Below are 21,591 nucleotides of genomic sequence, written 5' to 3'. Positions count from 1 at the left end.
GGTTAAATCAGGCCTGAACGTTGTTCAACGCCAGAGAGACGGCCAGCGTCTGCGCCAGGCACAGCGAAGCAACCTGTGAGCGGAAGCCATCAACCTGGGCTTCACGCACCACAAAGCAGACGTCGCTGAAGGCCGCCAGCGGGCTAACCTGACTGTCGGTAATGGCGATCTGGTGCGCACCGCGTTTGGCACCCAGCTCGACCAGCTCAATCGCTTCGCGAGCGTAAGGTGAGTAGCTGATGGCAATGACTACGTCTTTGGGATTCACCATGCTGAGCTGTTCGGTGAACATGCCGCCAAGGCCGTCTATCAAAAAGGCGCGTCGTTCCAGATGACGGAGCGCATAGGTCAGGTAAGAAGCGACGCTGAACGAACGCCGCAGGCCAATAACGTAGATATTTTCTGCCTGCGCCAGCAGCTCAACTGCTTTATTTAGCTGTTCCGGATTGGTCTGCATCGCCAGCTGCTGTAAAGCCTGCGAGTTTACCATCGTAAAAACGTTAAGAATTTCAGCAGGGTTTTCAGGTGGGGCGGCGGCTTCATCCGTTGACGTCTGGCGAAAAAGCCGGGCGCGCTCGGTATAGTTAACGGTCTCTTCCATCAGGTGCTGACGAAAAACCTGTTTCATTTCATTAAAGCCACTAAAACCAAAGGCGTTAGAAAAGCGGATCAGCGTGGAAGGCGGTACGTCAGCCTGCTGGGCAATTGACGCAACGGTGTCAAAAGCGATGCTGTTGCTGTTGTCAAGAATATAGCGCGCCACCTGTTTCAGGCGCTTGCTTAAGGTGTCATAGCGACGGCGGATATCATCCTGTAACAAGGAAAGCTGTGTTGAGGTAATAGTCATTCAATCAGGCTCGCTAAAATTTTAGTCATGTTCTTCTGGTGGTTATTCTATCAGATGAACAAAAAATTTCACTTGCTAACGAAATCCAGCGGATCTATTTCATCGGGATATGAATTGAATCACAGATTAAACAAGATCGACGCGACTTTACTGACATTCACGTTTTTAGCGGGCCGGAAGCAGCAAATAAGCGAAAATAACCACACCGCCAGCCGTCAGGAAAACAGCTGGCAAGTGGGTTAATGGAAAAGCGTTACTTTGCAGGGCGAACTTCGCGCCAGTAGTCAATCAGGCGTAAGTAGTTGCCTTTCACTTCGGCAATCAATGCCCGATCGTCCAGCTCGCCCTGCAGCCACTGGCGTGACGGCTGGCCAAAGATAGTGCGGCCAACGGCGAATCCTTTTACCCACGGAGACTGAGCGGCGGCGGCAAAACCGGCCTTAAGCTTTTCTTCTGGCGCGTCCAGGCCCAGAATCAGGATGCCGCGGCAGTGCGGGTCCTGCTGTTCAATCAGTCCGCTAATTGCCTGCCAGCTTTCGTGGCTCAGCGGCGGCAGTTTCCACCAGTCCGGCTGGATGCCCAGTGAGTAAAAATGGCTCAGCATATCTACATAGTAGGACTCTTTCTTATCCGGATTACTTTCCGGCAGAATGACCTCCAGCAACAGCTCATGTCCGGTTTTATTACAGCCTTTCCAGACGTCAAGGATTAGCTCATCCTGCTCTTTACGCAGCTCGGCGCTGTCGTGCGGATGATAAAAGACCAGACATTTTACGACGTGCTCCTGGGGCCAGTCGACCAGCTGTGAGCCAATATTGCCGTGCTCCAGGCGTAGCGGTCTGGAACTGGGCATTTCTATCGGGCGACCAATCCACCAGCCTTTGCCGGTAATGGCGTTTAACGCAGGTTGCCCAAACGTCGTATCGGCCAGGATGCCGCTGCGGTGATCCAGGCCTGCCTCTGTCGAGGCTTCCTGTGCAGCACGCAGCAGTAGCTGTTTCAGTTCCGGCAGACGGGCAGTATCAATGCCTGCTTCATTCGCCATATCGACCAGCTGCTTGCGGTGGTCAAAAGCAAAGACGCACAGCTCTGGCCACTGCTGCTTACGCGTTGTAACCCGATGCAGATGATTCAGACGGCTGTCCAGATCGGGCCGCTTAACGTCATTGTCCCGGCTGAGAAAGTCGTCCAGTTCGGCTTTGGTCGGCATGGCAGGCGCACAGCCGTGACGCGAAACCACCAGCGCGCCGCAGGCATTGGCGTAACGGCAGGCCTGCTCCCAACCTTCATCGTTCAGCCAGCCGCGCAGCAGGCCGGACATAAAGGCATCGCCAGCGCCAAGCACGTTTAGCACTTCCACCCGCACGCCGCTTTGCAGCTTTGTCTGTTCCCAGCTTTCCGGGATTTCATCTTCCAGCACCACGCAGCCCAGCGCGCCGCGCTTGCAAACCAGCGTGGCTTTTGTTGCCTGGCGCACGTTTTTCAGCGCGGTCAGCGTATCGGTGCTGCCGCCTGCGATATGAAACTCTTCTTCAGTACCTACTATTAAATCGAAATAGTGCAGCACTTCCTGTAGCTGCTGGGTCACGTGTTTTGACTCTATAAAACGCGTTTCACCATCGCCCAGCGAGGTTAATCCCCACAGCACCGGACGATAATCGATATCAAGCGCGGTGCGCAGGCCGTGACGGCGGGCAATATCCAGCGCTTTAAGTACGGCCGCACGAGTATCAGGATGAGATAAATGGGTACCGGTTACCGCGACGGCTCTTGAGGAGGCAATAAAATCTTCTTTAATGTCATCCGGCGTCAGGCCCATATCCGCACAGTTGTCGCGATAAAAAACCAGGGGGAAAGTATCCTGGTCTTTAATTCCAAGGATCACCAGCCCCGTCAGACGCGTTTTATCCGTGATCAGGCAGTCGGTATTGGCGCCTACCCGCTGTAGCTCTTCGCGAAGAAAACGTCCCATATGCTCGTCGCCAACGCGGGCCAGCATCGCAGATTTCAGCCCCTGAATTGCCGTGCCGTAAGCGACATTGCCAGATGAACCGCCAAGATATTTGGCAAAGGTGCTCATATCTTCCAGGCGGGCACCGATTTGCTGACCGTAGAGGTCAACGGCAATGCGCCCGATACAGATCACATCAAGCCGCTTTTGTTGTGTACTCATTTTGTTTTCCTTCTGTGATAGGCCAGCCGAGCTGTCGCAGCGGATCCTTCTGAACAATTTTTGCCGTCCGGAACGGGGTGAAAATCAGTATGGAGAATAAATATTTCAACTTCAACATGAAATGAAACTATTACCCCAAAAATGTGAAGTGGCTAAAACTCTGGCCACCAGCCGCTAGTGTGCCCGGCCGGAAAAGCGATGCGAGCGGTATGGCGAAGCAGTAAATGGGCTTTGCACGCCCTCTGAAAAAGGCTAAACGCGATGAAAACAATGATAATTATTTTGAAAAATACCTTCAGATAAGCGCCAGGTAAAAATTGCGGCCTGGATCGCCTGTATGACGGGGGTTTAACGACATAATTTGATCTCTCTCGCAAAATGAAATGTTTCTTCTGTAATGTGGTTTAGTGAAAAAAATATTTGTTTATAATCGCCTCACGTTTCATTTTTGGCCGTTACCGCGGTGGTGGCCACTCAGACGAAGCGCGGCAGGTTACAGACCTGTCGCCGTACCGTTAAGGAAGAGCAAATGGGCAAGATCAGATTAACCACGGCACAGGCTCTGGTCAGATTTCTGGACAACCAGTATCTGTCGGTAGATGGCGTTGAAACCAAATTCGTGAAAGGGATTTTTGCTATTTTCGGCCACGGTAACGTACTGGGGTTGGGCCAGGCACTGGAGCAGGACAGCGGCGATCTGGTAGTCCATCAGGGCCGTAACGAGCAGGGCATGGCGCATGCCGCCATTGGCTATGCCAGACAAAAGCTGCGCCGTGAGATTATCGCCTGTACCTCTTCCGTCGGGCCAGGCGCGGCCAATATGATTACGGCCGCGGGCACCGCTTCCGCTAACCGTATACCTTTATTACTGCTGCCGGGTGACGTCTTTGCCACTCGCCAGCCCGATCCGGTACTACAACAGATCGAACAAAGCTACGATCTTAGTATCAGCACTAACGACGCCTTTCGCGCGGTGAGTAAATACTGGGATCGCGTAAGCCGTCCGGAACAGCTGATGACCGCCTGCATCAACGCGATGCGTGTGCTGACGGATCCCGCAGAAACGGGTGCCGTAACCATTTCTCTGCCGCAGGACGTGCAGGGCGAAGCCTGGGACTATCCCGACTATTTCTTCCAGAAGCGCGTGCATCTGCTGGATCGTCGACTGCCGACCGAAGCCCAGCTGGCCGCCGCACTGAAGCTGATTGCCGGTAAAAGCAAGCCGCTAATCATTTGCGGTGGCGGCGTAAAATATTCCGAAGCGGGCGAGGCGCTGCGTCAGTTCGCCGAGCGTTACCAGATCCCTTTTGCCGAAACGCAGGCTGGAAAAGGTACGATTGTTTCCGATCATCCGCTTAACGTGGGTGGCGTAGGCGAAACCGGCTGCCTGGCGGCTAATTTGCTGGCGAAAGAGGCCGATCTGGTCATCGGTATCGGCACGCGCTACACCGATTTCACTACCGCTTCAAAATGGATTTTCCACAATCCGGACGTCAGCTACCTCAATATCAACGTCAGCAGCTTCGATGCCTACAAGCTGGACGGCGTACAGCTGGTGGCCGACGCGCGCGAAGCGCTGACCACACTAAACGACAGGCTGACCGTTCAGGGTTTTACCAGCGGCTGGGGAGAAAAAATCTCGCAGGCGCAGAGCAAGCTGCTTAAGGAAACACAGCGCGTTTATCAGGCGGTCTACAGCCATGACGGCTTTATTCCGGAAATAGACGATCATCTGGATCGTGAAGCAGTTTTCGCCGAGTTTAACCGGCTGACCGATTCTTTTCTCACGCAAAGTAGCGTGCTGGGTACGCTAAATGAAAATCTCCCAAAGGACGCGGTGATTGTTGCCGCAGCGGGCAGCCTGCCGGGCGATTTACAGCGCGTATGGCGCAACAAGGATTACAACAGCTATCACGTCGAATATGGCTATTCCTGTATGGGCTACGAGGTTAACGCCTCGCTGGGCGTCAAGCTGGCCGAGCCGCATCGCGAGGTCTATACGCTGGTTGGCGACGGCTCTTTTATGATGCTGCACTCTGAGCTGGTTACCTCTGTTCAGGAGAACGCCAAAATCAACGTGCTGCTGTTCGACAATATGACTAACGGCTGTATTAACAATCTGCAAATGGAACACGGGATGGACAGCTTTACCACCGAGTTTCGTTTTCGTAATGCCGAGGGCGGCAAGCTGGACGGCGGCTTCGTGCCGGTGGATTTTGCCGCTATCGCCGCTGGCTACGGCTGCAAAACCTGGCGCGTTACCACGCTGGCGCAGCTAAAGCAGGCGCTGGAAGAGGCACGTCAGTCGCCTGTCTCCACGCTGATAGATATCAAAGTGCTGCCAAAAACGATGGTGCATAAATACTTCAGCTGGTGGCACGTCGGCGGCGCGCAGGTTTCGCAGTCTGAACGCGTAAATGCCGTCGCTCGGATGCTAAACGAGCATATCGACCAGGCGCGTAAATACTAATTACTTTTGTGGCCTCAACCGGACTGGTTTTCCAGCCCGGAGGACTCCCCTTACCCTACATTTGAACGGAGTAGCTATGACACTGAAACTTGGCGTAATCGGAACCGGTGCTATCGGTCAGGAACATATTCGTCGCTGCAGTAAGGTGTTGCAGGGTACGAAGGTGGTCGCCGTCTCCGATATTAATATCGAAGGAGCCAAAGGCGTGGTGAGTCGCCTGGGTCTGGATGCGGAAGTTTATGCCAACGGGCATGACGTTATTCAGTCTTCCGATGTGGACGCGCTGATTATTACCTCCTGGGACCCGACGCACGAAGAATATACGCTGGCAGCCGTTGCGGCGGGCAAACCGGTTTTTTGTGAAAAACCCCTGGCGCTGACCGCGGAAGGCTGTCGTCGCATTGTCGAGGCGGAAATTGCTCACGGCAAGCGCCTGGTGCAGGTTGGCTTTATGCGTCCTTACGATGCGGGCTACCGTGCGCTGAAGCAGGTCATCAGCAACGGCGACATCGGCGAGCCGCTGATGCTGCACTGCGCGCATCGTAATCCAACGGTGCCGGAAAGCTATACCACCGATATGGCTATCACCAGCACGCTGATCCATGAGCTGGACGTACTGCGCTGGCTCACCGAGGATGACTACAAAACCGTGCAGGTTGTCTTCCCTTGCGATACGAAAAACACCCATGCGAAGCTGCGCGATCCGCAAATTGTGCTGTTTGAAACGCAGAAAGGCACGCGTATCGACGTCGAAATCTTCGTTAACTGCGTTTACGGCTACGACATCCAGTGTGAGGTTGTGGGCGAAACCGGTATTGCCAGGCTGCCAGAACCGGCTTCCGTACAGCTGCGTAAAGAGGCAAAGCTGTCGACCTCTATCCTCACCGACTGGAAAGATCGCTTTATCGATGCCTATGACGTTGAGCTACAGGCCTTCATTAACGACGTGACGGCTGGCCAGCTGCACGGCCCATCCGCATGGGACGGTTATGCCGCTTCCGTGGCAGCCGACGCCTGCCTGAAAGCGCAGGAAAGCGGCGCAATCGAAGCCGTTGAGCTGCCGCCGCGCCCGGCTTTCTACAGCAAATAGCCGACGGCCTTCCTGTTTCAGCAGGAAGGCTATTACACAGATTATCAGGGAGAAACCGATGAAAATTGCCTTTGACGTCGATGTCATCAAAGACATGGGCATTACCAAAATGGTTCACCAGGTGGCAGATTGGGGCTACAAATATATTGAGCAGTCGCCGCATCCACAGATCAATCCCTTTTATAAGCATCCTAAAGCCAGTCGGGAAATCATTACCGAATATAAAAACGCGCTGCGTGAAACCGGGCTGGAGATTTCTTCTTATATCGTCGTGTATCGCTGGTCAGGTCCGGATGAGGCTCGCCGTCAGGCAGCGGTGCGCAACTGGAAACGCATGATCGAAATTGCTGTAGAAACGGGGGTGCAGGTCATCAACACCGAGCTTTCCGGTACGCCTAACGAGCCGGAAATCTGCGAAGAGATGTTCTATCGCTCAATGGAAGAGCTGCTGCCAATCGTTGAGCGCGAAGGCATTCGTATTGAGATTCAGTCGCACCCATGGGACTTTTGCGAAGAAAACAATGAAACCGCGGATCTGGTGAAGTCCTTCCGCAGCGACAACGTCAAATATCTCTATAGCGTGCCGCACACCTTCTTTTACGACAAAGGCAAAGGCGATGTGAAAAGCATGCTGGAGTATGCCGGTGGCGATCTTTCTCACGTGCTGATTGCCGATACCATGAACCATACCAAACATTGCCGCTATATCGTCAATCCGCCAGGCGTGGATGCCACTATCCATCAGCACGTCGGCGTCGGCGAGGGTGAGGTCGATTTCGATACGCTGTTCCAGACCCTGCGTGAAATGGATTTTGCCAACCGCAGCTGGAAGGTCGGCGGCGAGTCGATTATCGCCTCTTCGCTGTTCGGCTATCCGGAAAAAATGAAGTACCAGGCCGTGGAAACTCGTGAGCTGATTGAGCGCGAACTGCTAAGCCGATAAAGAAAGGGCGGCAAAGCCGTCCTGAAAACCTGAAGCGCGGAAAGCTCAGGTCGACAAATAAAGCGTCCCGCGCCATCTACAGACTGACCGCTGAGGCACCACCATGAATAAAGAGAACGTGAAGCTGGCGATAGCCCCGATTGGCTGGACCAACGACGATATGCCAGAACTGGGCGCGGAAAATACTTTCCAGCAAATTGTCAGCGAAATGGCGCTGGCCGGCTTTACCGGCAGCGAGGTTGGCAGCAAATACCCGCGCGATCCGGCCGTCCTAAAACCAATGCTGGAGATTCGCGGCATCCAGATATGCAACGCCTGGTTCAGTACCTTTTTTGCCAACGGCGATAAGGCCAAAACCATTGATGAATTTATTAACCACCGCGATTTCCTGCACGCAATGGGAGCAAAGGTGATTGGCTGCTCCGAGCAGAGTAAAAGCATTCAGGGCACCACGCGAGCGGTCCTGGAAGAAAAGCCCCACTTTACGGAAGAAGAGTGGCGGTTAACGGCAGAAGGCTATAACGAGCTGGCGGCGCTGGCGGCAGAAAAATGCATGCAGGTTTGTCTGCATCATCATATGGGCACGGCTATTCAGACCACGGCGGAAATAGACAAATTTATGTCATTAACCAACGATGACGTTTATCTGCTGTTTGATACCGGCCATGCTTACTATTCGGAAGGCAGCCAGGCCCGGATGCTGGCGATTCTTGAAAAGTATTTGCCGCGTATCAACCACGTACATTTAAAAGATGTGCGTGATGACGTGGTATCTCAGGTAAGAAGCCAGCGTTTGTCATTTCTGGATGGCGTGAAGAAGGGCACTTTTACCGTTCCCGGCGATGGCGTCATCGATTTTGCACCGGTATTTAAAGTGCTGGACGAGTCTGGCTATAAAGGCTGGATGGTGGTGGAAGCTGAACAGGATCCGGCACTGGCCAACCCGTTTGAATATGCCGTAAAGGCCAGGAAATATATCCGCGAGCATGCGGGGCTGTAACAATCTTTTAAGCTCGGTTTAAAGCAAAAAGCCCTTGCCGGAACATGCCGCTCCTGAACGTCGAATTATCAACAATCAGAGCGCGGCGCAGGATGGCAGGGGCTTTTTTATAAAACGGCCGTTGCTTACTTCAGCACGACCGTATTGATAATATTCTCTGCCTCGGTCTGCGACTTCTGCTGATTATCCGCCGGTAGCGTAATCTGTACGGTCAACAGTTTGCCGTCAACTTTCGCCAGCAGCACTGATGACCAGGAAGACTGGCCCTTGGCGGAAATAACGGTATCCAGCTGCTGTGCCGGCTGGCCTTTCAGCTCAATTGACTTGTTAGTCACTACCTGAAGCTGTGCATCACGGTTACGCTGCTGATCTTCCAGACGTTTCGCCAGCACTTCCAGGCTCTCGGTGGTGGTATCGCCCGCAATAACGATAATCGCTTTCTGTCCGGAAGAATCCGCGTAAACGTGCATGTTGTTAGCCTGGGTACCCAGCTTGCCGCTCTGGTCGGACATACCGGCCGGCAGCGAGAAGCTCAGCTTGCCTTCCATCAGGGTAACGGTCTGGCTGCTCTGGCTGCTGCTAACGCCATTATCATCGGCTGCGGCTTTATCATCTTTGCCGTCGCAGGCGGTCAGTCCAACCACCAGTAACCCGATACCGGCATATTTTAGTAAGTTACGCATCACTGTCCCTTTTACGTTAGTCGTCTGCTCTGTTCAGCCACTTATACAATAGTAATCAGCAGGTAAAAGCAACCTGCGTGCTTACAGGCTAGCCGAAGTTAACCCGAGCGCCAGAGGATTTTTCCGTTAAGCGTTTTAACGTAGCGTTGAGCAGCACGCCGTAGGCAGGCAGGAAGAAAACCATACAGATAAGCACCTTAAAGCTGTAATCCACCAGCGCAATCTCTACCCAGTTTTGCGCCATAAAAGCATCGGGACTTTTATAGAAGGCAATAAAGAAGAAGGCCAGCGTATCGCTGATATTACCTAAAAACATGGCGGAGGCGGGCGCTATCCACCATTGCGGCAGCTGGCGCAGGCGATTGAAGACGTGAACGTCCAGAATCTGCCCCAGGGCATAAGCCATAAAGCTGGCGCAGGCGATACGCGCTACAAACAGGTTAGCGCTTTCTAACGCCGCCAGACCCTGCCATTCGCCCTGATAAAACAGCACGGATACGCCATAAGAAACAAATAAGGCAGGGATCATTACCGCAAAAATGATACGGCGAGCCAGCGGCGCGCCAAAAATCCGCACGGTTAAATCGGTTGCCAGAAAAATAAACGGAAAGCTGAAGGCGCCCCATGTGGTATGCAGACCAAAAACAGAGATCGGCAGCTGCACCAGATAGTTACTGGAAGTGATAACCAGCAAATGGAATAGCGACAGCCAAATCAGCGCGTGTGTGCGCTGATGAGAAGAGAAATTCATCATCATGTAACCTTTTTGAACATTGGGGTGAGGGAACCCAAAAAAATTGTATCGCCCGGGCGATTGCGCGGCATCTTACCGAAACAGACTGCTAATGCAATGGTTAATTTTAGCGCAAACGATAACGTTGTCGGCCCGGCTTGCAGATGCCCGTCGGCGGGGTAAAATGAGGAAAATTTTTTGTCTGAACGAGAATAATATGGAACCGTTCGCTAATCCCGATCAAACCCTGGACGCGCTGGGCCTGCGCTGCCCTGAACCTGTAATGATGGTACGCAAAGCCGTGCGGCATATGCAGGATGGCGAAACGCTGCTGATTATCGCTGACGACCCGGCAACCACGCGTGATATTCCGGGATTTTGTCGCTTTATGGAACATACGCTGCTGGCGCAGGCGACTGAAGAGTTGCCCTATCGCTATCTGCTGAAAAAAGGCCTCTGAGGCTAACTTAAGCTTTCGCATACAGAGCCGACAGGGCTGGATAAGCCAGATGCGTCACCCACTGCTTTTGGGCTGAATTTAACCGGGTAGCCGTTACCCACTGTTTTTTAGCTGAATTTAACCGGGCAGCCGTTACCCCCTGTTTTTTAGCTAAATTTAACCGGGCAGCCGTCACCCACTGCTTTTTAACTAAATTTAACCGGGCAGCCGTCACCGTCAGGGATGCATGTTGGCTAAAGCGTCGTCAGCAAGCTATAAGCGATGCTGACAACGCAAACGCCTGAAGCATAAGTTAGCGCTTACTTAACAAGCGCAGCGCATTGGCTGTTACCAGCGCGGTTGCGCCAGAGTCTGCCAGTACCGCCAGCCACAGGCCCGTAATGCCGCACAGCGTCGTTACCAGAAACAGACCTTTCAGCCCAAGCGCCAGCGTAATATTCTGGCGAATATTAACATGGGTTGCGCGCGCCAGACGGAGCATAGCAGCCAGCCCGTTGAGCCTGTTATGCGTCAAAGCGGCATCGGCGGTTTCCAGCGCGACATCGCTTCCTCCGCCCATCGCAATCCCCAACGTTGCCGCTTTCATCGCAGGCGCGTCATTAATACCATCGCCCACCATGGCTACCGCGTGCTGTTGGCTAAGCTCGCGTACCGCCGCTACCTTATCCGCAGGCAATAAACCGGCGCGATAAGCCATGCCCAGCTCTTGAGCAATGGCGGCGGCGGCTCGCGGGTTATCGCCAGTCAGCATTACTGTCTCGATATTCAGCGCTCTTAGCTCGTTCAGCGCCGCGGCGGCATCGGGACGCAGCGTATCACGCAGCGCAATCAATCCTGCTGGCTGACCATCCTGCATGATGGCCACCACGGTATTGCCCGCAGATTCCAGTCGTTCTACCCGTGCCCGCTGCGTTTCAGTCAGCGTATCTCCCACTCTGCCTGCGGCACAAAGCAAAAGTATGTGCCCACTTACTTCTGCTTCTATACCGTATCCTGCCAGGGTACGCTGCGCCGTAGCCACGGGTAAAACAAGCTGGCGGGACTCTGCCAGCTGCACCACGGCTTTCGCCAGCGGATGTGAAGACCCCTGCTCGACGGCCGCCGCTTTCGCTAACAGCCCGGCTTCGCTTTCTGCGTTAAAGCTGGCAATCTCTGTGACCTGCGGCTTGCCCATCGTTAACGTACCTGTTTTATCAAACGCCAGCATACGTATGCCGTTCAGACTCTCCAGCGCCGCGCCGCCTTTAATCAGTACGCCACGACGCGCAGCGGCGGCCAGACCCGAAGTAATTGCCGCAGGTGTAGAAATCACCAGCGCGCATGGACAACCAATCAGCAGCAGCGTCAGGCCTTTATAAATCCAGGTTTGCCAGTCGCCGGAAAAAAGCGGTGGTACTACCGCCACCAGCAGCGCAAAGGTCATCACCAGCGGCGTATAAATACGGCTAAAGCGATCGAGAAAACGTTCAACCGGCGCGCGATGGGCGTCCGCTTCTTCAATTAAATGCAGAATACGATCGATAGCGCTCTCGCCCGGCCGGGAGAGAACTTTTAGCCTGACCTGGCGATCGACGCTCAGGCTGCCCGCAGCAATTGTTTCGCCCTGCTGGCGCTCCACGGGCACGGATTCTCCTGTCAGCGCGCTCTCATCAAAGCTGGCATAAGGCGTGACCAGTGCTCCGTCGGCTGGCAGGCGACCGCCCGCACTGACTTCGATAATATCGCCGGGCTGTAATACATTGACGGCCACCTGCTCACGGCCGTTTTCTATGATGCGCAGCGCTTCTTCTGGTTTTAATGCCATCAGCGCCGTTACGCCCCGTCGGGCACGGCTTGCGGCATAAGCTTCCAGCCGTTCTCCAAGCATAAACAGCAGCAATACCATTGCCGCCTCTGCCGTTGCGCCAATAAAAAGCGCACCGAGAGCGGCGACGGTCATAAGTGTTTCGATAGCGAAAGGCGTACCGCTACGCATCAGGCGCAGCGCGGTTCGGGCAACAGGCCAGCAGCCAGCCAGCGTTGTCAGGGTAAACGCGATTTTCCCCATCTGCGGATTTATCAGATGCAGCAGCCAGCTGGTCAGTAACAAGCCGGTCAGCGCCAGTATCATACCGTTTTCCCGCCAGAAACCAGCGCTTTCTGGTTGAGAAGAGGAGGACAGCTTAAAACCTGCCCTGGCCACGGCCTGTTCAACCTGCTGACGGATATCCGTGGGGGCCGAAACAATCAGTTTTTCTGTAGAAAATAGTACGCGCGCCCGGGTAATCCCAGGCAGTTGGTTAACCGCATTCTCAATTTTTCTGGCGCAGGCGGGACAATCCATGCCGCTAATCTGCCAGCTGTAATCAGCCTTATCGCTTTGCCTGTCGCTTTCTTCATCTGGCGGTGAGGCGCAGCCTGTCTCGCTACAACAGCCTTTCTCACTGCTTATAGCGCTGATTGAGGTGATTTTGCCCAGGGCAGAAGGGGATTTGCTACAACCTTGCTGACCGGCCGCATGGCGTTGCCCGCAAGGGCAGGAAGATGTGTGCTGATGCATAATGCCTCCAGATAAGCCTGACGGGAAACGCTCCCGCCAGGTTATCTTACACTCTGGAGTGGACTCCAGAGTCAAGGCGTAATTTACAGATAGAGCGAACGAACGATCATAAAGTGTCCGGCAAAGTAGCAGGCGGCAACAATCGCGCTGTCCGCGGAAAAACGGCGGCGATAGTGGCTTACCAGCCAGACAATATTAGCCAGCAGCAGCAGTGAAGTACCCACCATCAGCGAAAAAGCGTAGTCCGTTGGGCGGAAGAAATACTGTTCGGTGGTTAGCCAGACCATCAGTAGCGTCATGCCAATAAAAGTACAAATCGGCCAGCGCAGCTCTGCCAGCTTCGTCCAGATAGTGGCGATAAGCAGCACGCCAATGATCAGCACCGTCAGCGGAATCGGCCAGAAAAAGGTCAGCGTCATATGGCTGGCAAAGCAGATGGTGTAAAGCAGATGGGAAAGGAAAAAAGCGCCGATGGCGTAAAGCATGCGGCGGTTAGGCAACAGCATCAGCGCATCGCCGGCCAGCGTCGCCAGCAAACCAAACAGAATCAGATAATCCGTGGCGTTAAGCACCGGCGCTTGCCAGGCCCAGGCGAGCAGCAGCAAAAGCGTAACCGGTTTAAAGACCCAGCGCTGCCACTGCGGGCCGCGATAGGTTGCGTCCACATATAGCCAGCCGGAAAAAAGCACTGCCAGAAACGACCAAATCATAGTGTGTCCCTTTGTTTTTAGATGCAAAAATCCACAATTCCTTATTGAGTCTAGGCCAGGTCGCCGCGATGTGACAATGGGAGGCTTCTGGTTGTATCCTTCTTCTCTGTACCTGCAAACGGGCTTTATCAGAGGAGAATAACCGTGAGGCCACCCCTGCTCTTTTTCATCACGCTGGCCGTGATTGCCGTACTGGCAACCAGACAATTTATTAAACAGCGTCAGGAAGTGGCGGTTAACGATGCTTTGCCCGTACGCAGCATGCCGGTTGAGGTAAAGGATAAACGGGAAATATCAACATCCATGCTGCGCTCGCGCCAGCGTGAAACGATTCCGGTAGAAGAGATGCGTTTTGAAGCCTGGTTTCATCCGCTTAACGATGCGGGCGACTTTAAGCTGGTGCTAAAAGCCGAAGACTATCAACAGCTGGAACGGGGGCAGAAAGGTGAGCTAAGAGTGCAGGGCACAAGGTTCATCTCTTTCCGGCTGCGCTGAACGGGCCAGCCGGAAAAGTTTGCTAACCGGCAGGTTTACCGTTTCGGCAACTGCTTTTTCTGCCAGGCCAGTAGCTCAAACACCCCAAAAAAGAAGATTTTTGCCTGCGTTGCGCCGCTCAGCTTTGGCCCTTCCTTTGGCTGCGTGGCACGCATTAATACCAGCTGCAAACCGTGCATAATCGCCATAAAAAACAGCGCGACGTTAATAAAATACTTTAGCGGCGCGGGGTAAGGGTGCACCACGTTAAGCAGCAAAAATGCCCAGACGCAAACCATCAGCACTCTGCCCAGATTAATCAGCATGGGTGGGTTCCTTTTTAACGGCACGACGAATATAAAGGCGATAAGCGACCTGGCCCGCAATTTTCTCGCGATGCAGCTGCCAGTTGACGGGAACCGGCGGCAGGCCGTTTTCCACTTCGCTTTCTACATAAACCAGCGCTTCCTCTGCCAGCCAGCCTCGCGTTTCCAGCAGCGTCAGCGTTTCTTCCAGCAGCCCTTTACGAAATGGCGGATCGATAAACACCAGGTGATGAGGCTCTCCCGCCTGCGCCAGATACTGCAGCGTATTGGTGTTGATTACCCGACCGCTGGTGGCCCCCAGCGTAGCCAGATTTTTTCCGAGCTGCTGGGCAACGGGACGTTCCAGCTCAAGCAGCGTAGCCGAGGCGGCATGGCGCGATAACGCTTCCAGGCCCAGCGCGCCGCTACCGGCAAAACAGTCCAGGCAACGCGCGCCCTGGATATCGGCGGCCAGCCAGTTAAACAGGGTTTCCCGTACGCGATCGGTAGTGGGGCGTAGGCCGATGCTGTCCGGCACCGGAAGCTTTCTGCCGCGCCACTGGCCGCCAATAATGCGGATCTGTCCGGCGCTGCCGCCGCGAGGTTTTTTATTCATCTGACTTAACTCTTCATAATTTGTTGCACAGTTTAACGCGCGATCTGGACTCAGGAAACGTAAAAAGGGTGCTGTGTTGCGTCTGCAGGAAAGTGTTAGACTAGGGGATTAAGATTATTTTCAGAGACCTGACTGTTTTTCCCCCGCGAGGAGTAGGGTTGCACCATGGCAAAAAATAAAAAACGTGGCTTTTTTTCCTGGCTGGGATTAGGACGCGAAGAAAAAGCGCCTGAGGAAGAGGCCCAAACGCCAGAGCAGCAGAGCGAGGCCGCGGAACCCGTTGCGCTTCCGGAAGCTGAACAGCGTGCTGATGAAATCGTCGAGATAACGAAAACCGTTGCTCACGTCGAGCCGGAAGCCGTTAAAGAAGTCGAGCCGGAAGCCGTTAAAGAAGTCGCGCCGGAGCCGGAAGAAATCGCCGCAGCGAAGCCGGAACCGGAAGAAGAACCGCAGCCGGAAGAAATCGCCGCAGCGAAGCCGGAGCCGGAAGAAGAACTGCTGCCGGAAGAAATCGCCGTAGCGAAGCCGGAGCCGGAAGAAGAACCGCTGCCGAAAGAAATTGCCGTAGCGAAGCCGGAGCCGGAAGAAGAACCGCTGCCGGAAGAAATCGCCGTAGCGAAGCCGGAGCCGGAAGAAGAACTACTGCCGGAAGAAATCGCCGCAGCGGAGCCGGAGCCGGAAGAAGAACTGCTGCCGGAAGAAATTTCGCCAGAAGAGCTGGAAGCCGCCGCGCTCGCCGCTGGCGCTTCTGACGCTGAACTAACGGTCATTGAAGAAGAAGAATCCGTTGCCGCCGCGCTGGTCAAGGTCGAACAGGCGAACGCCTCGGAAGAGCAGGCTCATCTTGTTGAAGAGCAGGCGCGTCCGACCAAAGAAGGCTTTTTCGCCCGCCTGAAGCGCAGCCTGGTGAAAACCCGTCAAAACCTCGGTTCCGGCTTTGTCAGCCTGTTTCGCGGTAAAAAAATCGATGACGAGCTGTTTGAAGAGCTGGAAGAGCAGCTGCTGATTGCGGATGTTGGCGTTGAAACCACGCGTCGCATTATCGCAAACCTGACCGCGCAGGCAAACCGCAAACAGTTGCGCGATGCCGAAGCGCTGTATGGCCTGCTCAAGCAGGAAATGTCCGAGATTCTGGCGAAGGTTGACGCGCCGCTGGATGTAACCGGCAAAACGCCTTTCGTTATCCTGATGGTCGGCGTAAACGGCGTGGGTAAAACCACCACCATCGGTAAACTGGCTCGTCAGTATCAGGCGGAAGGCAAATCCGTCATGTTGGCGGCGGGCGACACCTTCCGCGCTGCGGCCGTTGAGCAGCTACAGGTGTGGGGTCAGCGCAACAATATTCCGGTTGTTGCGCAGCATACCGGTGCAGATTCTGCTTCGGTTATCTTTGATGCGATTCAGGCGGCGAAAGCGCGCGGCGTTGACGTGCTGATTGCCGATACGGCAGGCCGTCTGCAGAATAAATCGCACCTGATGGAAGAGCTGAAAAAGATTACTCGCGTCATGAAAAAGCTGGATGAGCAGGCACCGCATGAAGTGATGCTGACTATTGACGCCAGCACCGGTCAGAACGCTATCAGCCAGACTAAGCTGTTCCATGAGGCGGTTGGCCTGACAGGCATTACGCTAACCAAGCTGGACGGCACCGCCAAAGGCGGCGTGATCTTCTCGGTCGCCGATCAGTTTGGTATCCCTATTCGCTACATCGGCGTAGGGGAAGGCATTGAAGATTTACGATCGTTCAAGGCGGACGATTTTATAGAGGCACTATTCGCCCGAGAGGACTAATTAGGATGATTCGCTTTGAAGAAGTCAGTAAGGCTTATCTCGGCGGTCGGCAGGCGCTGCAAGGGGTAGATTTTCATCTGCAACAGGGAGAAATGGCGTTTCTGACCGGTCATTCCGGCGCAGGGAAAAGCACGCTGTTAAAACTGATATGCGGCATAGAGCGCCCCAGCGCGGGTCATATCTGGTTTAGCGGACACGATATCAGCCGTTTAAAAAGCCGCGAAGTGCCTTTCTTACGTCGTCAGATTGGCATGATTTTTCAGGATCACCATCTGTTGATGGACCGAACGGTGTATGACAACGTGGCTATCCCGCTGATTATTGCGGGGGCCAGCGGCGAGGATATTCGCCGTCGTGTTTCCGCCGCGCTGGATAAGGTCGGCCTGCTCGATAAGGCGAAAAGCTTTCCTGTTCAGCTGTCGGGCGGTGAGCAGCAGCGCGTGGGGATTGCCCGTGCGGTAGTGAACAAGCCTGCTGTACTGCTGGCCGATGAGCCAACCGGTAACCTGGACGACGCGCTGTCGGAAGATATCCTGCGCCTGTTTGAAGAGTTTAACCGCGTTGGCGTGACCGTACTGATGGCAACCCACGATCGGGCGCTTATTGCCCGCCGCAACTATCGTTTAATGACGCTGAATCAGGGACGTCTGCACGGAGGCAACTATGGCGAATAAACGCAATCCGCGCCCGGCGGCACCAAAAGCCGCCAGACCGTCTAAAAGCAAAGCGCTGAAGGGCGGCTGGCAGGAGCAGTGGCGCTATGCGCTGCGCGGGACGCTTTCCGATCTGCTGCGTCAGCCTTTGGCAACGCTGTTAACGGTTATGGTTATCGCCATCTCGCTAACTTTGCCGAGCGTCTGCTTTATGGTCTGGAAAAACGTCAGCAGCGCGGCGCAGCAGTGGTATCCGGCACCGCAGCTGACGGTTTATCTGAGCAAAACGCTGGATGACGATGCGGCGGAAAATGTGGTCGCTCAGCTGAAAAAAGAAGAGGGCGTAGATAAGGTCAACTATCTGTCGCGCGAAGAGGCGCTGGGCGAGTTCCGTAACTGGTCTGGCTTCGGCGGCGCGATGGATATGCTGGAGCAAAATCCACTGCCGGCGGTAGCTATCGTCACGCCAAAAATCGATTTTCAAAATTCCGATACCATGAACAACCTGCGCGATCGCGTAACGAAAGTGCAGGGCGTAGACGAAGTGAAAATGGATGACAGCTGGTTTGCAAGGCTGGCGGCGCTGGCGGGGCTGGTGGGTCAGGTCGCGACCATGATTGGTATCCTGATGATTGTCGCGGTGTTTCTGGTTATTGGTAACAGCGTGCGGCTCAGCATTTTTGCCCGGCGCGATACCATCAACGTGCAGAAACTGATTGGTGCAACGGACGGTTTTATCCTGCGGCCTTTCCTGTACGGCGGCGCGCTACTCGGTTTTTGCGGCGCACTGCTGTCGCTGGTGCTTTCTGAGGTACTGGTTTTCCGCCTGGAATCCGTTGTGACTCAGGTTGCTGCGGTATTTGGTACCACCTTCAGCCTGCGCGGCCTGGCATGGGATGAAAGCCTGCTGCTGCTGCTGATTTCAGCGATGATTGGCTGGGTAGCCGCCTGGCTGGCAACGGTACAACATTTACGTCGTTTTACGCCGCAGTAACCCCTTTTCACGATTTTTGGTATACTCTTCCTCTGTTGCATGAGCGTTGTGCCGCAGAGGAAGTAGACTGAAAACTTCTTTTTTGCCCCGCTCCCCCTGCCCGAGAAATGTGTGTATATTATGCACAGCAAATAGTGAACTTGTGGATAACTTTGTAGTCGAAGTAGCACAGATTGCGTTCCTTTCTCGCTGCTGTTCACGTAGTCTTGTGAACCGCTCAGGGAAAAGTGCGGCAATATTGCTTAATACAGAGAGGGTTTGAATGACCAAAGAAATGCAAACTTTAGCTATTGCTCCTTTAGGCAACCTGGATTCCTACATCCGGGCGGCCAATGCCTGGCCTGTGCTGACGGCAGAAGAGGAAAAAGCGCTGGCTGAACGGCTGCATTACCAGGGCGATCTGGAAGCAGCCAAAACGCTGATCCTGTCTCACCTGCGCTTTGTTGTTCATGTCGCTCGTAATTATTCCGGATACGGTCTGCCGCAGGCGGATTTGATTCAGGAAGGTAACATTGGCCTGATGAAGGCCGTACGACGCTTTAACCCGGAAGTGGGTGTGCGTCTGGTTTCCTTCGCCGTTCACTGGATCAAGGCCGAAATCCATGAATACGTCTTGCGTAACTGGCGTATCGTTAAGGTTGCGACGACCAAGGCGCAGCGCAAACTGTTCTTCAACCTGCGTAAGGCCAAGCAGCGTCTGGGCTGGTTTAATCAGGATGAAGTAGAAATGGTTGCGCGCGAACTGGGCGTTTCCAGTAAAGACGTGCTGGAAATGGAGTCGCGTATGGCGGCTCAGGACATGACCTTTGATCCCGCACCGGAAGACGAAGGCGAAGGCCGTTCAATGGCGCCAATGCTCTATCTGCAGGATAAATCTTCCGACTTTGCCGACGGCATTGAAGAAGATAACTGGGATAACCACGCGGCAGATAAGCTCAGCGATGCCATGCAGGGCCTGGACGAGCGCAGCCAGGACATCATTCGTGCCCGCTGGCTGGATGATGACAACAAAACCACGCTGCAGGAGCTGGCGGATAAATACGGCGTTTCGGCAGAGCGCGTACGTCAGCTGGAAAAAAATGCGATGAAAAAGCTGCGGGTAGCTATCGAAGCATAATCCGCTGCAATAAGAAAAGGCGTCCTTCGGGGCGCCTTTTCTGTTTATGGCCTGCTCAGCCTGGCTTGTGCCGATAAACCCAGCCGCCCGGTTGAGCAGTAAAACCCTGCTGCTGCATAAATCTCGCCAGCCCAGCGCGATCTTCACTTGCCAAATCCGCCATCCACCAGCTTGTCACGTCGGGATTTTGCGCCAGCACTTCTTCCAGCAGATAACTACCCACGCCACGACGTCGCGTGACTTCCCGCACCATTAAATTCGCCAGTTCGCCCCGCGTCCCTTCCAGCCTCACCGTGACGGCAGCCAACAGCCGATCGTTAAATTTTGCCGCATAGAGCTGATGCTGTTCATCCAGCTGCATTTTTTCCGGCTGGCTCTCCGGCCAGATTTTAGCCAGATCCAGGCAATCCTGGGCAGAAAAATGCCGAAGCCGCAAAATGGTCAGTTTCATAAAAATTTCCGTGCCGCTGCAAAGGCATATTGTAGCGAAATTATACACGGAAGGACGTGAAACTTTTTTTGTATAAAAACAAAGCAATCTGTCAGGGGGAGGATTAAAGTTAAAAGTAAAACGCTGAGAAAGCGCGCTGAACACAGAATAACCCGCTGGCTGGCGACAGAATAACCCGTGTTCGTACCAGTGATTCATGCTGATTGTGGCGGCTATATCACATTATGTCAGTTGATTTACAGAAGAATATTCCTGTTTAATAACCTGAAATTTAAAGCCTTATTCCTTAAAAGGGCCGCATTGATCGCTAAGCCGTTATTCTTACAGCGGTTATCGGTCGGCAGTATAAAAAACAAACACAACTGATGGGGTAGTCAGGATGAAAATGAAAGGTAGCGCGTTTTTGGCAGGCTGTATGGCACTGGCACTCAGCCATGCCGCCACGGCAGAAGATATCAAGGTCGCTATTGTTGGCGCCATGTCTGGCCCGGTAGCGCAATATGGCGATATGGAATTCACCGGCGCGAAGCAGGCCATTGCCGATATCAACGCAAAAGGTGGCGTTAACGGTAACAAGCTGGTGGGCGTTCAGTACGATGACGCCTGCGATCCGAAGCAGGCTGTCGCCGTCGCTAACAAAGTGATTAACGACGGTATCCGTTACGTTATTGGGCATCTCTGCTCTTCTTCCACCCAGCCCGCTTCCGATATTTATGAAGATGAAGGCGTGCTGATGATCACGCCCGCAGCAACCAATGCCGATCTGACCACCCGCGGCTACAAAATGATTATGCGTACGACCGGTCTGGATTCTGATCAGGGGCCGACGGCGGCGAAATATATCCTTGAGAAAATCAAACCGCAGCGCATCGCCGTTATTCATGACAAACAGCAGTACGGTGAAGGGCTGGCGCGTTCCGTGCAGGACAGCCTGAAAAAATCGGGCGGCAACGTAGTGATGTTTGAAGGCATTACCGCAGGCGACAAAGATTTCTCCACGCTGGTAGCGCGCCTGAAAAAAGAGAACGTCGATTTCGTCTATTTTGGCGGTTACTACCCGGAAATGGGACAGATCCTGCGTCAGTCGCGCGCGGCTGGCCTGAAAACTGGCTTTATGGGGCCAGAAGGCGTGGGTAACGCTTCGCTCTCTAATATTGCTGGCGCGGCTTCTGAAGGCATGCTGGTCACGCTGCCAAAACGTTACGATCAGGTACCTGCCAACAAACCTGTTGTTGATGCGCTGAAGGCGAAAAAACTGGATCCAACCGGGCCGTTTGTCTGGACGACCTATGCCGCGCTACAGGCTCTGACCACCGGCATGGAGCGCAGTAAAAGCGCCGAGCCGGAAGAGATTGTAAAAAACCTGAAAGAGGGCGCGCCAGTACCAACGGTAATGGGCGATCTGAGCTGGGATACCAAAGGCGATCTGAAAGGTTTTGAGTTCGGTATCTTCACCTGGCATGCCGACGGCTCTTCTACCGCCGTAAAATAAGACTGTTTCCGCGAGCGTCGTTCCCGCTCGCGGATGTGTTAAGGGTAATC

The 21,591-nt window shown here is 54.1% G+C and carries 20 protein-coding genes; 11 read left to right on the top strand and 9 right to left on the bottom strand.

What is annotated here, in order from left to right; translation table 11 throughout:
• Positions 1 to 7 precede the first annotated feature (7 nt).
• The gene (locus KUE00_RS17385) at positions 8 to 847 is read right to left on the bottom strand and encodes a MurR/RpiR family transcriptional regulator (RefSeq protein ID WP_246761247.1); all 840 of its coding nucleotides are present in this window, start codon (positions 845 to 847) and stop codon (positions 8 to 10) included.
• Positions 848 to 1,100: 253 nt separating this feature from the next.
• Positions 1,101 to 3,020, bottom strand: a complete 1,920-nt coding sequence (locus KUE00_RS17380; RefSeq protein ID WP_246761246.1) for a bifunctional 5-dehydro-2-deoxygluconokinase/5-dehydro-2-deoxyphosphogluconate aldolase — start codon at positions 3,018 to 3,020, stop codon at positions 1,101 to 1,103.
• A 529-nt stretch (positions 3,021 to 3,549) separates the two neighbouring features.
• Here KUE00_RS17380 and iolD point away from each other — a divergent pair.
• From iolD to iolE, 4 genes are all read left to right on the top strand, one after another.
• Positions 3,550 to 5,490 (top strand): 3D-(3,5/4)-trihydroxycyclohexane-1,2-dione acylhydrolase (decyclizing), encoded by a 1,941-nt coding sequence (gene iolD, locus KUE00_RS17375; protein WP_246761245.1) that lies wholly within the window; start codon positions 3,550 to 3,552, stop codon positions 5,488 to 5,490.
• A gap of 76 nt (positions 5,491 to 5,566) precedes the next feature.
• Positions 5,567 to 6,580, top strand: coding sequence for a bifunctional inositol 2-dehydrogenase/D-chiro-inositol 1-dehydrogenase (gene iolG, locus KUE00_RS17370; RefSeq protein ID WP_246761244.1), 1,014 nt, complete (start codon positions 5,567 to 5,569; stop codon positions 6,578 to 6,580).
• A 58-nt stretch (positions 6,581 to 6,638) separates the two neighbouring features.
• Positions 6,639 to 7,523, top strand: a complete 885-nt coding sequence (locus KUE00_RS17365) for a sugar phosphate isomerase/epimerase family protein (RefSeq protein WP_246761243.1) — start codon at positions 6,639 to 6,641, stop codon at positions 7,521 to 7,523.
• Positions 7,524 to 7,626: 103 nt separating this feature from the next.
• Positions 7,627 to 8,523 (top strand): myo-inosose-2 dehydratase, encoded by an 897-nt coding sequence (gene iolE / locus KUE00_RS17360; RefSeq protein ID WP_246761242.1) that lies wholly within the window; start codon positions 7,627 to 7,629, stop codon positions 8,521 to 8,523.
• 125 nt (positions 8,524 to 8,648) lie between these two features.
• On the opposite strand, the gene KUE00_RS17355 is transcribed toward iolE, so the two are convergent.
• Positions 8,649 to 9,206, bottom strand: a complete 558-nt coding sequence (locus KUE00_RS17355) for a DcrB family lipoprotein (protein WP_246761241.1) — start codon at positions 9,204 to 9,206, stop codon at positions 8,649 to 8,651.
• A gap of 88 nt (positions 9,207 to 9,294) precedes the next feature.
• Complete coding sequence (locus KUE00_RS17350; RefSeq protein ID WP_246761272.1) at positions 9,295 to 9,960, bottom strand: 7-cyano-7-deazaguanine/7-aminomethyl-7-deazaguanine transporter; 666 nt, start codon at positions 9,958 to 9,960, stop codon at positions 9,295 to 9,297.
• A 196-nt stretch (positions 9,961 to 10,156) separates the two neighbouring features.
• Between KUE00_RS17350 and tusA the strand changes: the two genes are divergently transcribed.
• On the top strand, positions 10,157 to 10,399 hold the full coding sequence (tusA, locus tag KUE00_RS17345; RefSeq protein ID WP_246761240.1) for a sulfurtransferase TusA: 243 nt from the start codon (positions 10,157 to 10,159) through the stop codon (positions 10,397 to 10,399).
• 292 nt (positions 10,400 to 10,691) lie between these two features.
• On the opposite strand, the gene KUE00_RS17340 is transcribed toward tusA, so the two are convergent.
• Together KUE00_RS17340 and KUE00_RS17335 are read right to left on the bottom strand one after the other, a co-directional pair.
• Positions 10,692 to 12,938 carry a zinc/cadmium/mercury/lead-transporting ATPase gene (locus KUE00_RS17340; protein ID WP_246761239.1) on the bottom strand — a complete coding sequence of 749 codons (2,247 nt, stop codon included), beginning with the start codon at positions 12,936 to 12,938 and terminating at the stop codon, positions 10,692 to 10,694.
• 83 nt (positions 12,939 to 13,021) lie between these two features.
• The gene (locus KUE00_RS17335; RefSeq protein ID WP_246761238.1) at positions 13,022 to 13,648 is read right to left on the bottom strand and encodes a lysoplasmalogenase; all 627 of its coding nucleotides are present in this window, start codon (positions 13,646 to 13,648) and stop codon (positions 13,022 to 13,024) included.
• A 144-nt stretch (positions 13,649 to 13,792) separates the two neighbouring features.
• Here KUE00_RS17335 and KUE00_RS17330 point away from each other — a divergent pair, with 144 nt between their 5' ends.
• Complete coding sequence (locus tag KUE00_RS17330) at positions 13,793 to 14,143, top strand: DUF2500 domain-containing protein (RefSeq protein WP_246761237.1); 351 nt, start codon at positions 13,793 to 13,795, stop codon at positions 14,141 to 14,143.
• 35 nt (positions 14,144 to 14,178) lie between these two features.
• On the opposite strand, the gene KUE00_RS17325 is transcribed toward KUE00_RS17330, so the two are convergent.
• A complete protein-coding gene (locus KUE00_RS17325) occupies positions 14,179 to 14,448 on the bottom strand; it encodes a DUF1145 family protein (protein ID WP_246761236.1) in 270 nt (89 codons plus the stop codon).
• A complete protein-coding gene (gene rsmD, locus KUE00_RS17320; protein WP_246761235.1) occupies positions 14,438 to 15,043 on the bottom strand; it encodes a 16S rRNA (guanine(966)-N(2))-methyltransferase in 606 nt (201 codons plus the stop codon). The genes KUE00_RS17325 and rsmD overlap by 11 nt, the downstream gene beginning before the upstream one ends.
• Before the next feature lie 165 nt (positions 15,044 to 15,208).
• On the opposite strand from rsmD, the gene ftsY reads away from it, so the two are divergent.
• From ftsY to rpoH, 4 genes are all read left to right on the top strand, one after another.
• Positions 15,209 to 16,834, top strand: coding sequence for a signal recognition particle-docking protein FtsY (gene ftsY / locus KUE00_RS17315; protein ID WP_246761234.1), 1,626 nt, complete (start codon positions 15,209 to 15,211; stop codon positions 16,832 to 16,834).
• A gap of 5 nt (positions 16,835 to 16,839) precedes the next feature.
• A complete protein-coding gene (gene ftsE, locus KUE00_RS17310; RefSeq protein ID WP_246761233.1) occupies positions 16,840 to 17,508 on the top strand; it encodes a cell division ATP-binding protein FtsE in 669 nt (222 codons plus the stop codon).
• Entirely contained in the window at positions 17,498 to 18,481 is a 984-nt protein-coding gene (gene ftsX / locus KUE00_RS17305; RefSeq protein ID WP_246761232.1) for a permease-like cell division protein FtsX, read from the top strand. Before ftsE ends, ftsX begins: the two co-directional genes overlap by 11 nt.
• Before the next feature lie 262 nt (positions 18,482 to 18,743).
• Complete coding sequence (gene rpoH, locus KUE00_RS17300; protein ID WP_246761231.1) at positions 18,744 to 19,598, top strand: RNA polymerase sigma factor RpoH; 855 nt, start codon at positions 18,744 to 18,746, stop codon at positions 19,596 to 19,598.
• Between the two features lie 55 nt (positions 19,599 to 19,653).
• Here rpoH and panM read toward each other — a convergent pair whose 3' ends face one another.
• Entirely contained in the window at positions 19,654 to 20,049 is a 396-nt protein-coding gene (gene panM, locus KUE00_RS17295) for an aspartate 1-decarboxylase autocleavage activator PanM (RefSeq protein ID WP_246761230.1), read from the bottom strand.
• Positions 20,050 to 20,428: 379 nt separating this feature from the next.
• On the opposite strand from panM, the gene KUE00_RS17290 reads away from it, so the two are divergent.
• Complete coding sequence (locus KUE00_RS17290) at positions 20,429 to 21,541, top strand: branched-chain amino acid ABC transporter substrate-binding protein (protein ID WP_246761229.1); 1,113 nt, start codon at positions 20,429 to 20,431, stop codon at positions 21,539 to 21,541.
• Positions 21,542 to 21,591 lie beyond the last annotated feature (50 nt).

It is taken from the genome of Erwinia phyllosphaerae (genome assembly GCF_019132875.1).
GTDB classification, from domain to species: domain Bacteria; phylum Pseudomonadota; class Gammaproteobacteria; order Enterobacterales; family Enterobacteriaceae; genus Erwinia; species Erwinia phyllosphaerae.
The sequence above is the reverse complement of the archived record's forward strand: the minus strand, read 5'-3'. Positions and strand labels throughout refer to the sequence as shown.

Excerpts from the sequence above, each read along its gene's own strand:
- KUE00_RS17355 (WP_246761241.1), bottom strand. The coding sequence starts at position 9,206 with ATGCGTAACTTACTAAAATATGCCGGTATCGGGTTACTGGTGGTTGGA.
- KUE00_RS17290 (WP_246761229.1), top strand. The coding sequence starts at position 20,429 with ATGAAAATGAAAGGTAGCGCGTTTTTGGCAGGCTGTATGGCACTGGCA.
- iolG (WP_246761244.1), top strand. The coding sequence starts at position 5,567 with ATGACACTGAAACTTGGCGTAATCGGAACCGGTGCTATCGGTCAGGAA.
- KUE00_RS17340 (WP_246761239.1), bottom strand. The coding sequence starts at position 12,938 with ATGCATCAGCACACATCTTCCTGCCCTTGCGGGCAACGCCATGCGGCC.
- KUE00_RS17380 (WP_246761246.1), bottom strand. The coding sequence starts at position 3,020 with ATGAGTACACAACAAAAGCGGCTTGATGTGATCTGTATCGGGCGCATT.
- rpoH (WP_246761231.1), top strand. The coding sequence starts at position 18,744 with ATGACCAAAGAAATGCAAACTTTAGCTATTGCTCCTTTAGGCAACCTG.
- KUE00_RS17335 (WP_246761238.1), bottom strand. The coding sequence starts at position 13,648 with ATGATTTGGTCGTTTCTGGCAGTGCTTTTTTCCGGCTGGCTATATGTG.
- ftsE (WP_246761233.1), top strand. The coding sequence starts at position 16,840 with ATGATTCGCTTTGAAGAAGTCAGTAAGGCTTATCTCGGCGGTCGGCAG.
- iolE (WP_246761242.1), top strand. The coding sequence starts at position 7,627 with ATGAATAAAGAGAACGTGAAGCTGGCGATAGCCCCGATTGGCTGGACC.
- ftsX (WP_246761232.1), top strand. The coding sequence starts at position 17,498 with ATGGCGAATAAACGCAATCCGCGCCCGGCGGCACCAAAAGCCGCCAGA.
- KUE00_RS17385 (WP_246761247.1), bottom strand. The coding sequence starts at position 847 with ATGACTATTACCTCAACACAGCTTTCCTTGTTACAGGATGATATCCGC.
- ftsY (WP_246761234.1), top strand. The coding sequence starts at position 15,209 with ATGGCAAAAAATAAAAAACGTGGCTTTTTTTCCTGGCTGGGATTAGGA.
- panM (WP_246761230.1), bottom strand. The coding sequence starts at position 20,049 with ATGAAACTGACCATTTTGCGGCTTCGGCATTTTTCTGCCCAGGATTGC.
- tusA (WP_246761240.1), top strand. The coding sequence starts at position 10,157 with ATGGAACCGTTCGCTAATCCCGATCAAACCCTGGACGCGCTGGGCCTG.
- rsmD (WP_246761235.1), bottom strand. The coding sequence starts at position 15,043 with ATGAATAAAAAACCTCGCGGCGGCAGCGCCGGACAGATCCGCATTATT.
- KUE00_RS17325 (WP_246761236.1), bottom strand. The coding sequence starts at position 14,448 with ATGCTGATTAATCTGGGCAGAGTGCTGATGGTTTGCGTCTGGGCATTT.
- iolD (WP_246761245.1), top strand. The coding sequence starts at position 3,550 with ATGGGCAAGATCAGATTAACCACGGCACAGGCTCTGGTCAGATTTCTG.
- KUE00_RS17350 (WP_246761272.1), bottom strand. The coding sequence starts at position 9,960 with ATGATGAATTTCTCTTCTCATCAGCGCACACACGCGCTGATTTGGCTG.
- KUE00_RS17365 (WP_246761243.1), top strand. The coding sequence starts at position 6,639 with ATGAAAATTGCCTTTGACGTCGATGTCATCAAAGACATGGGCATTACC.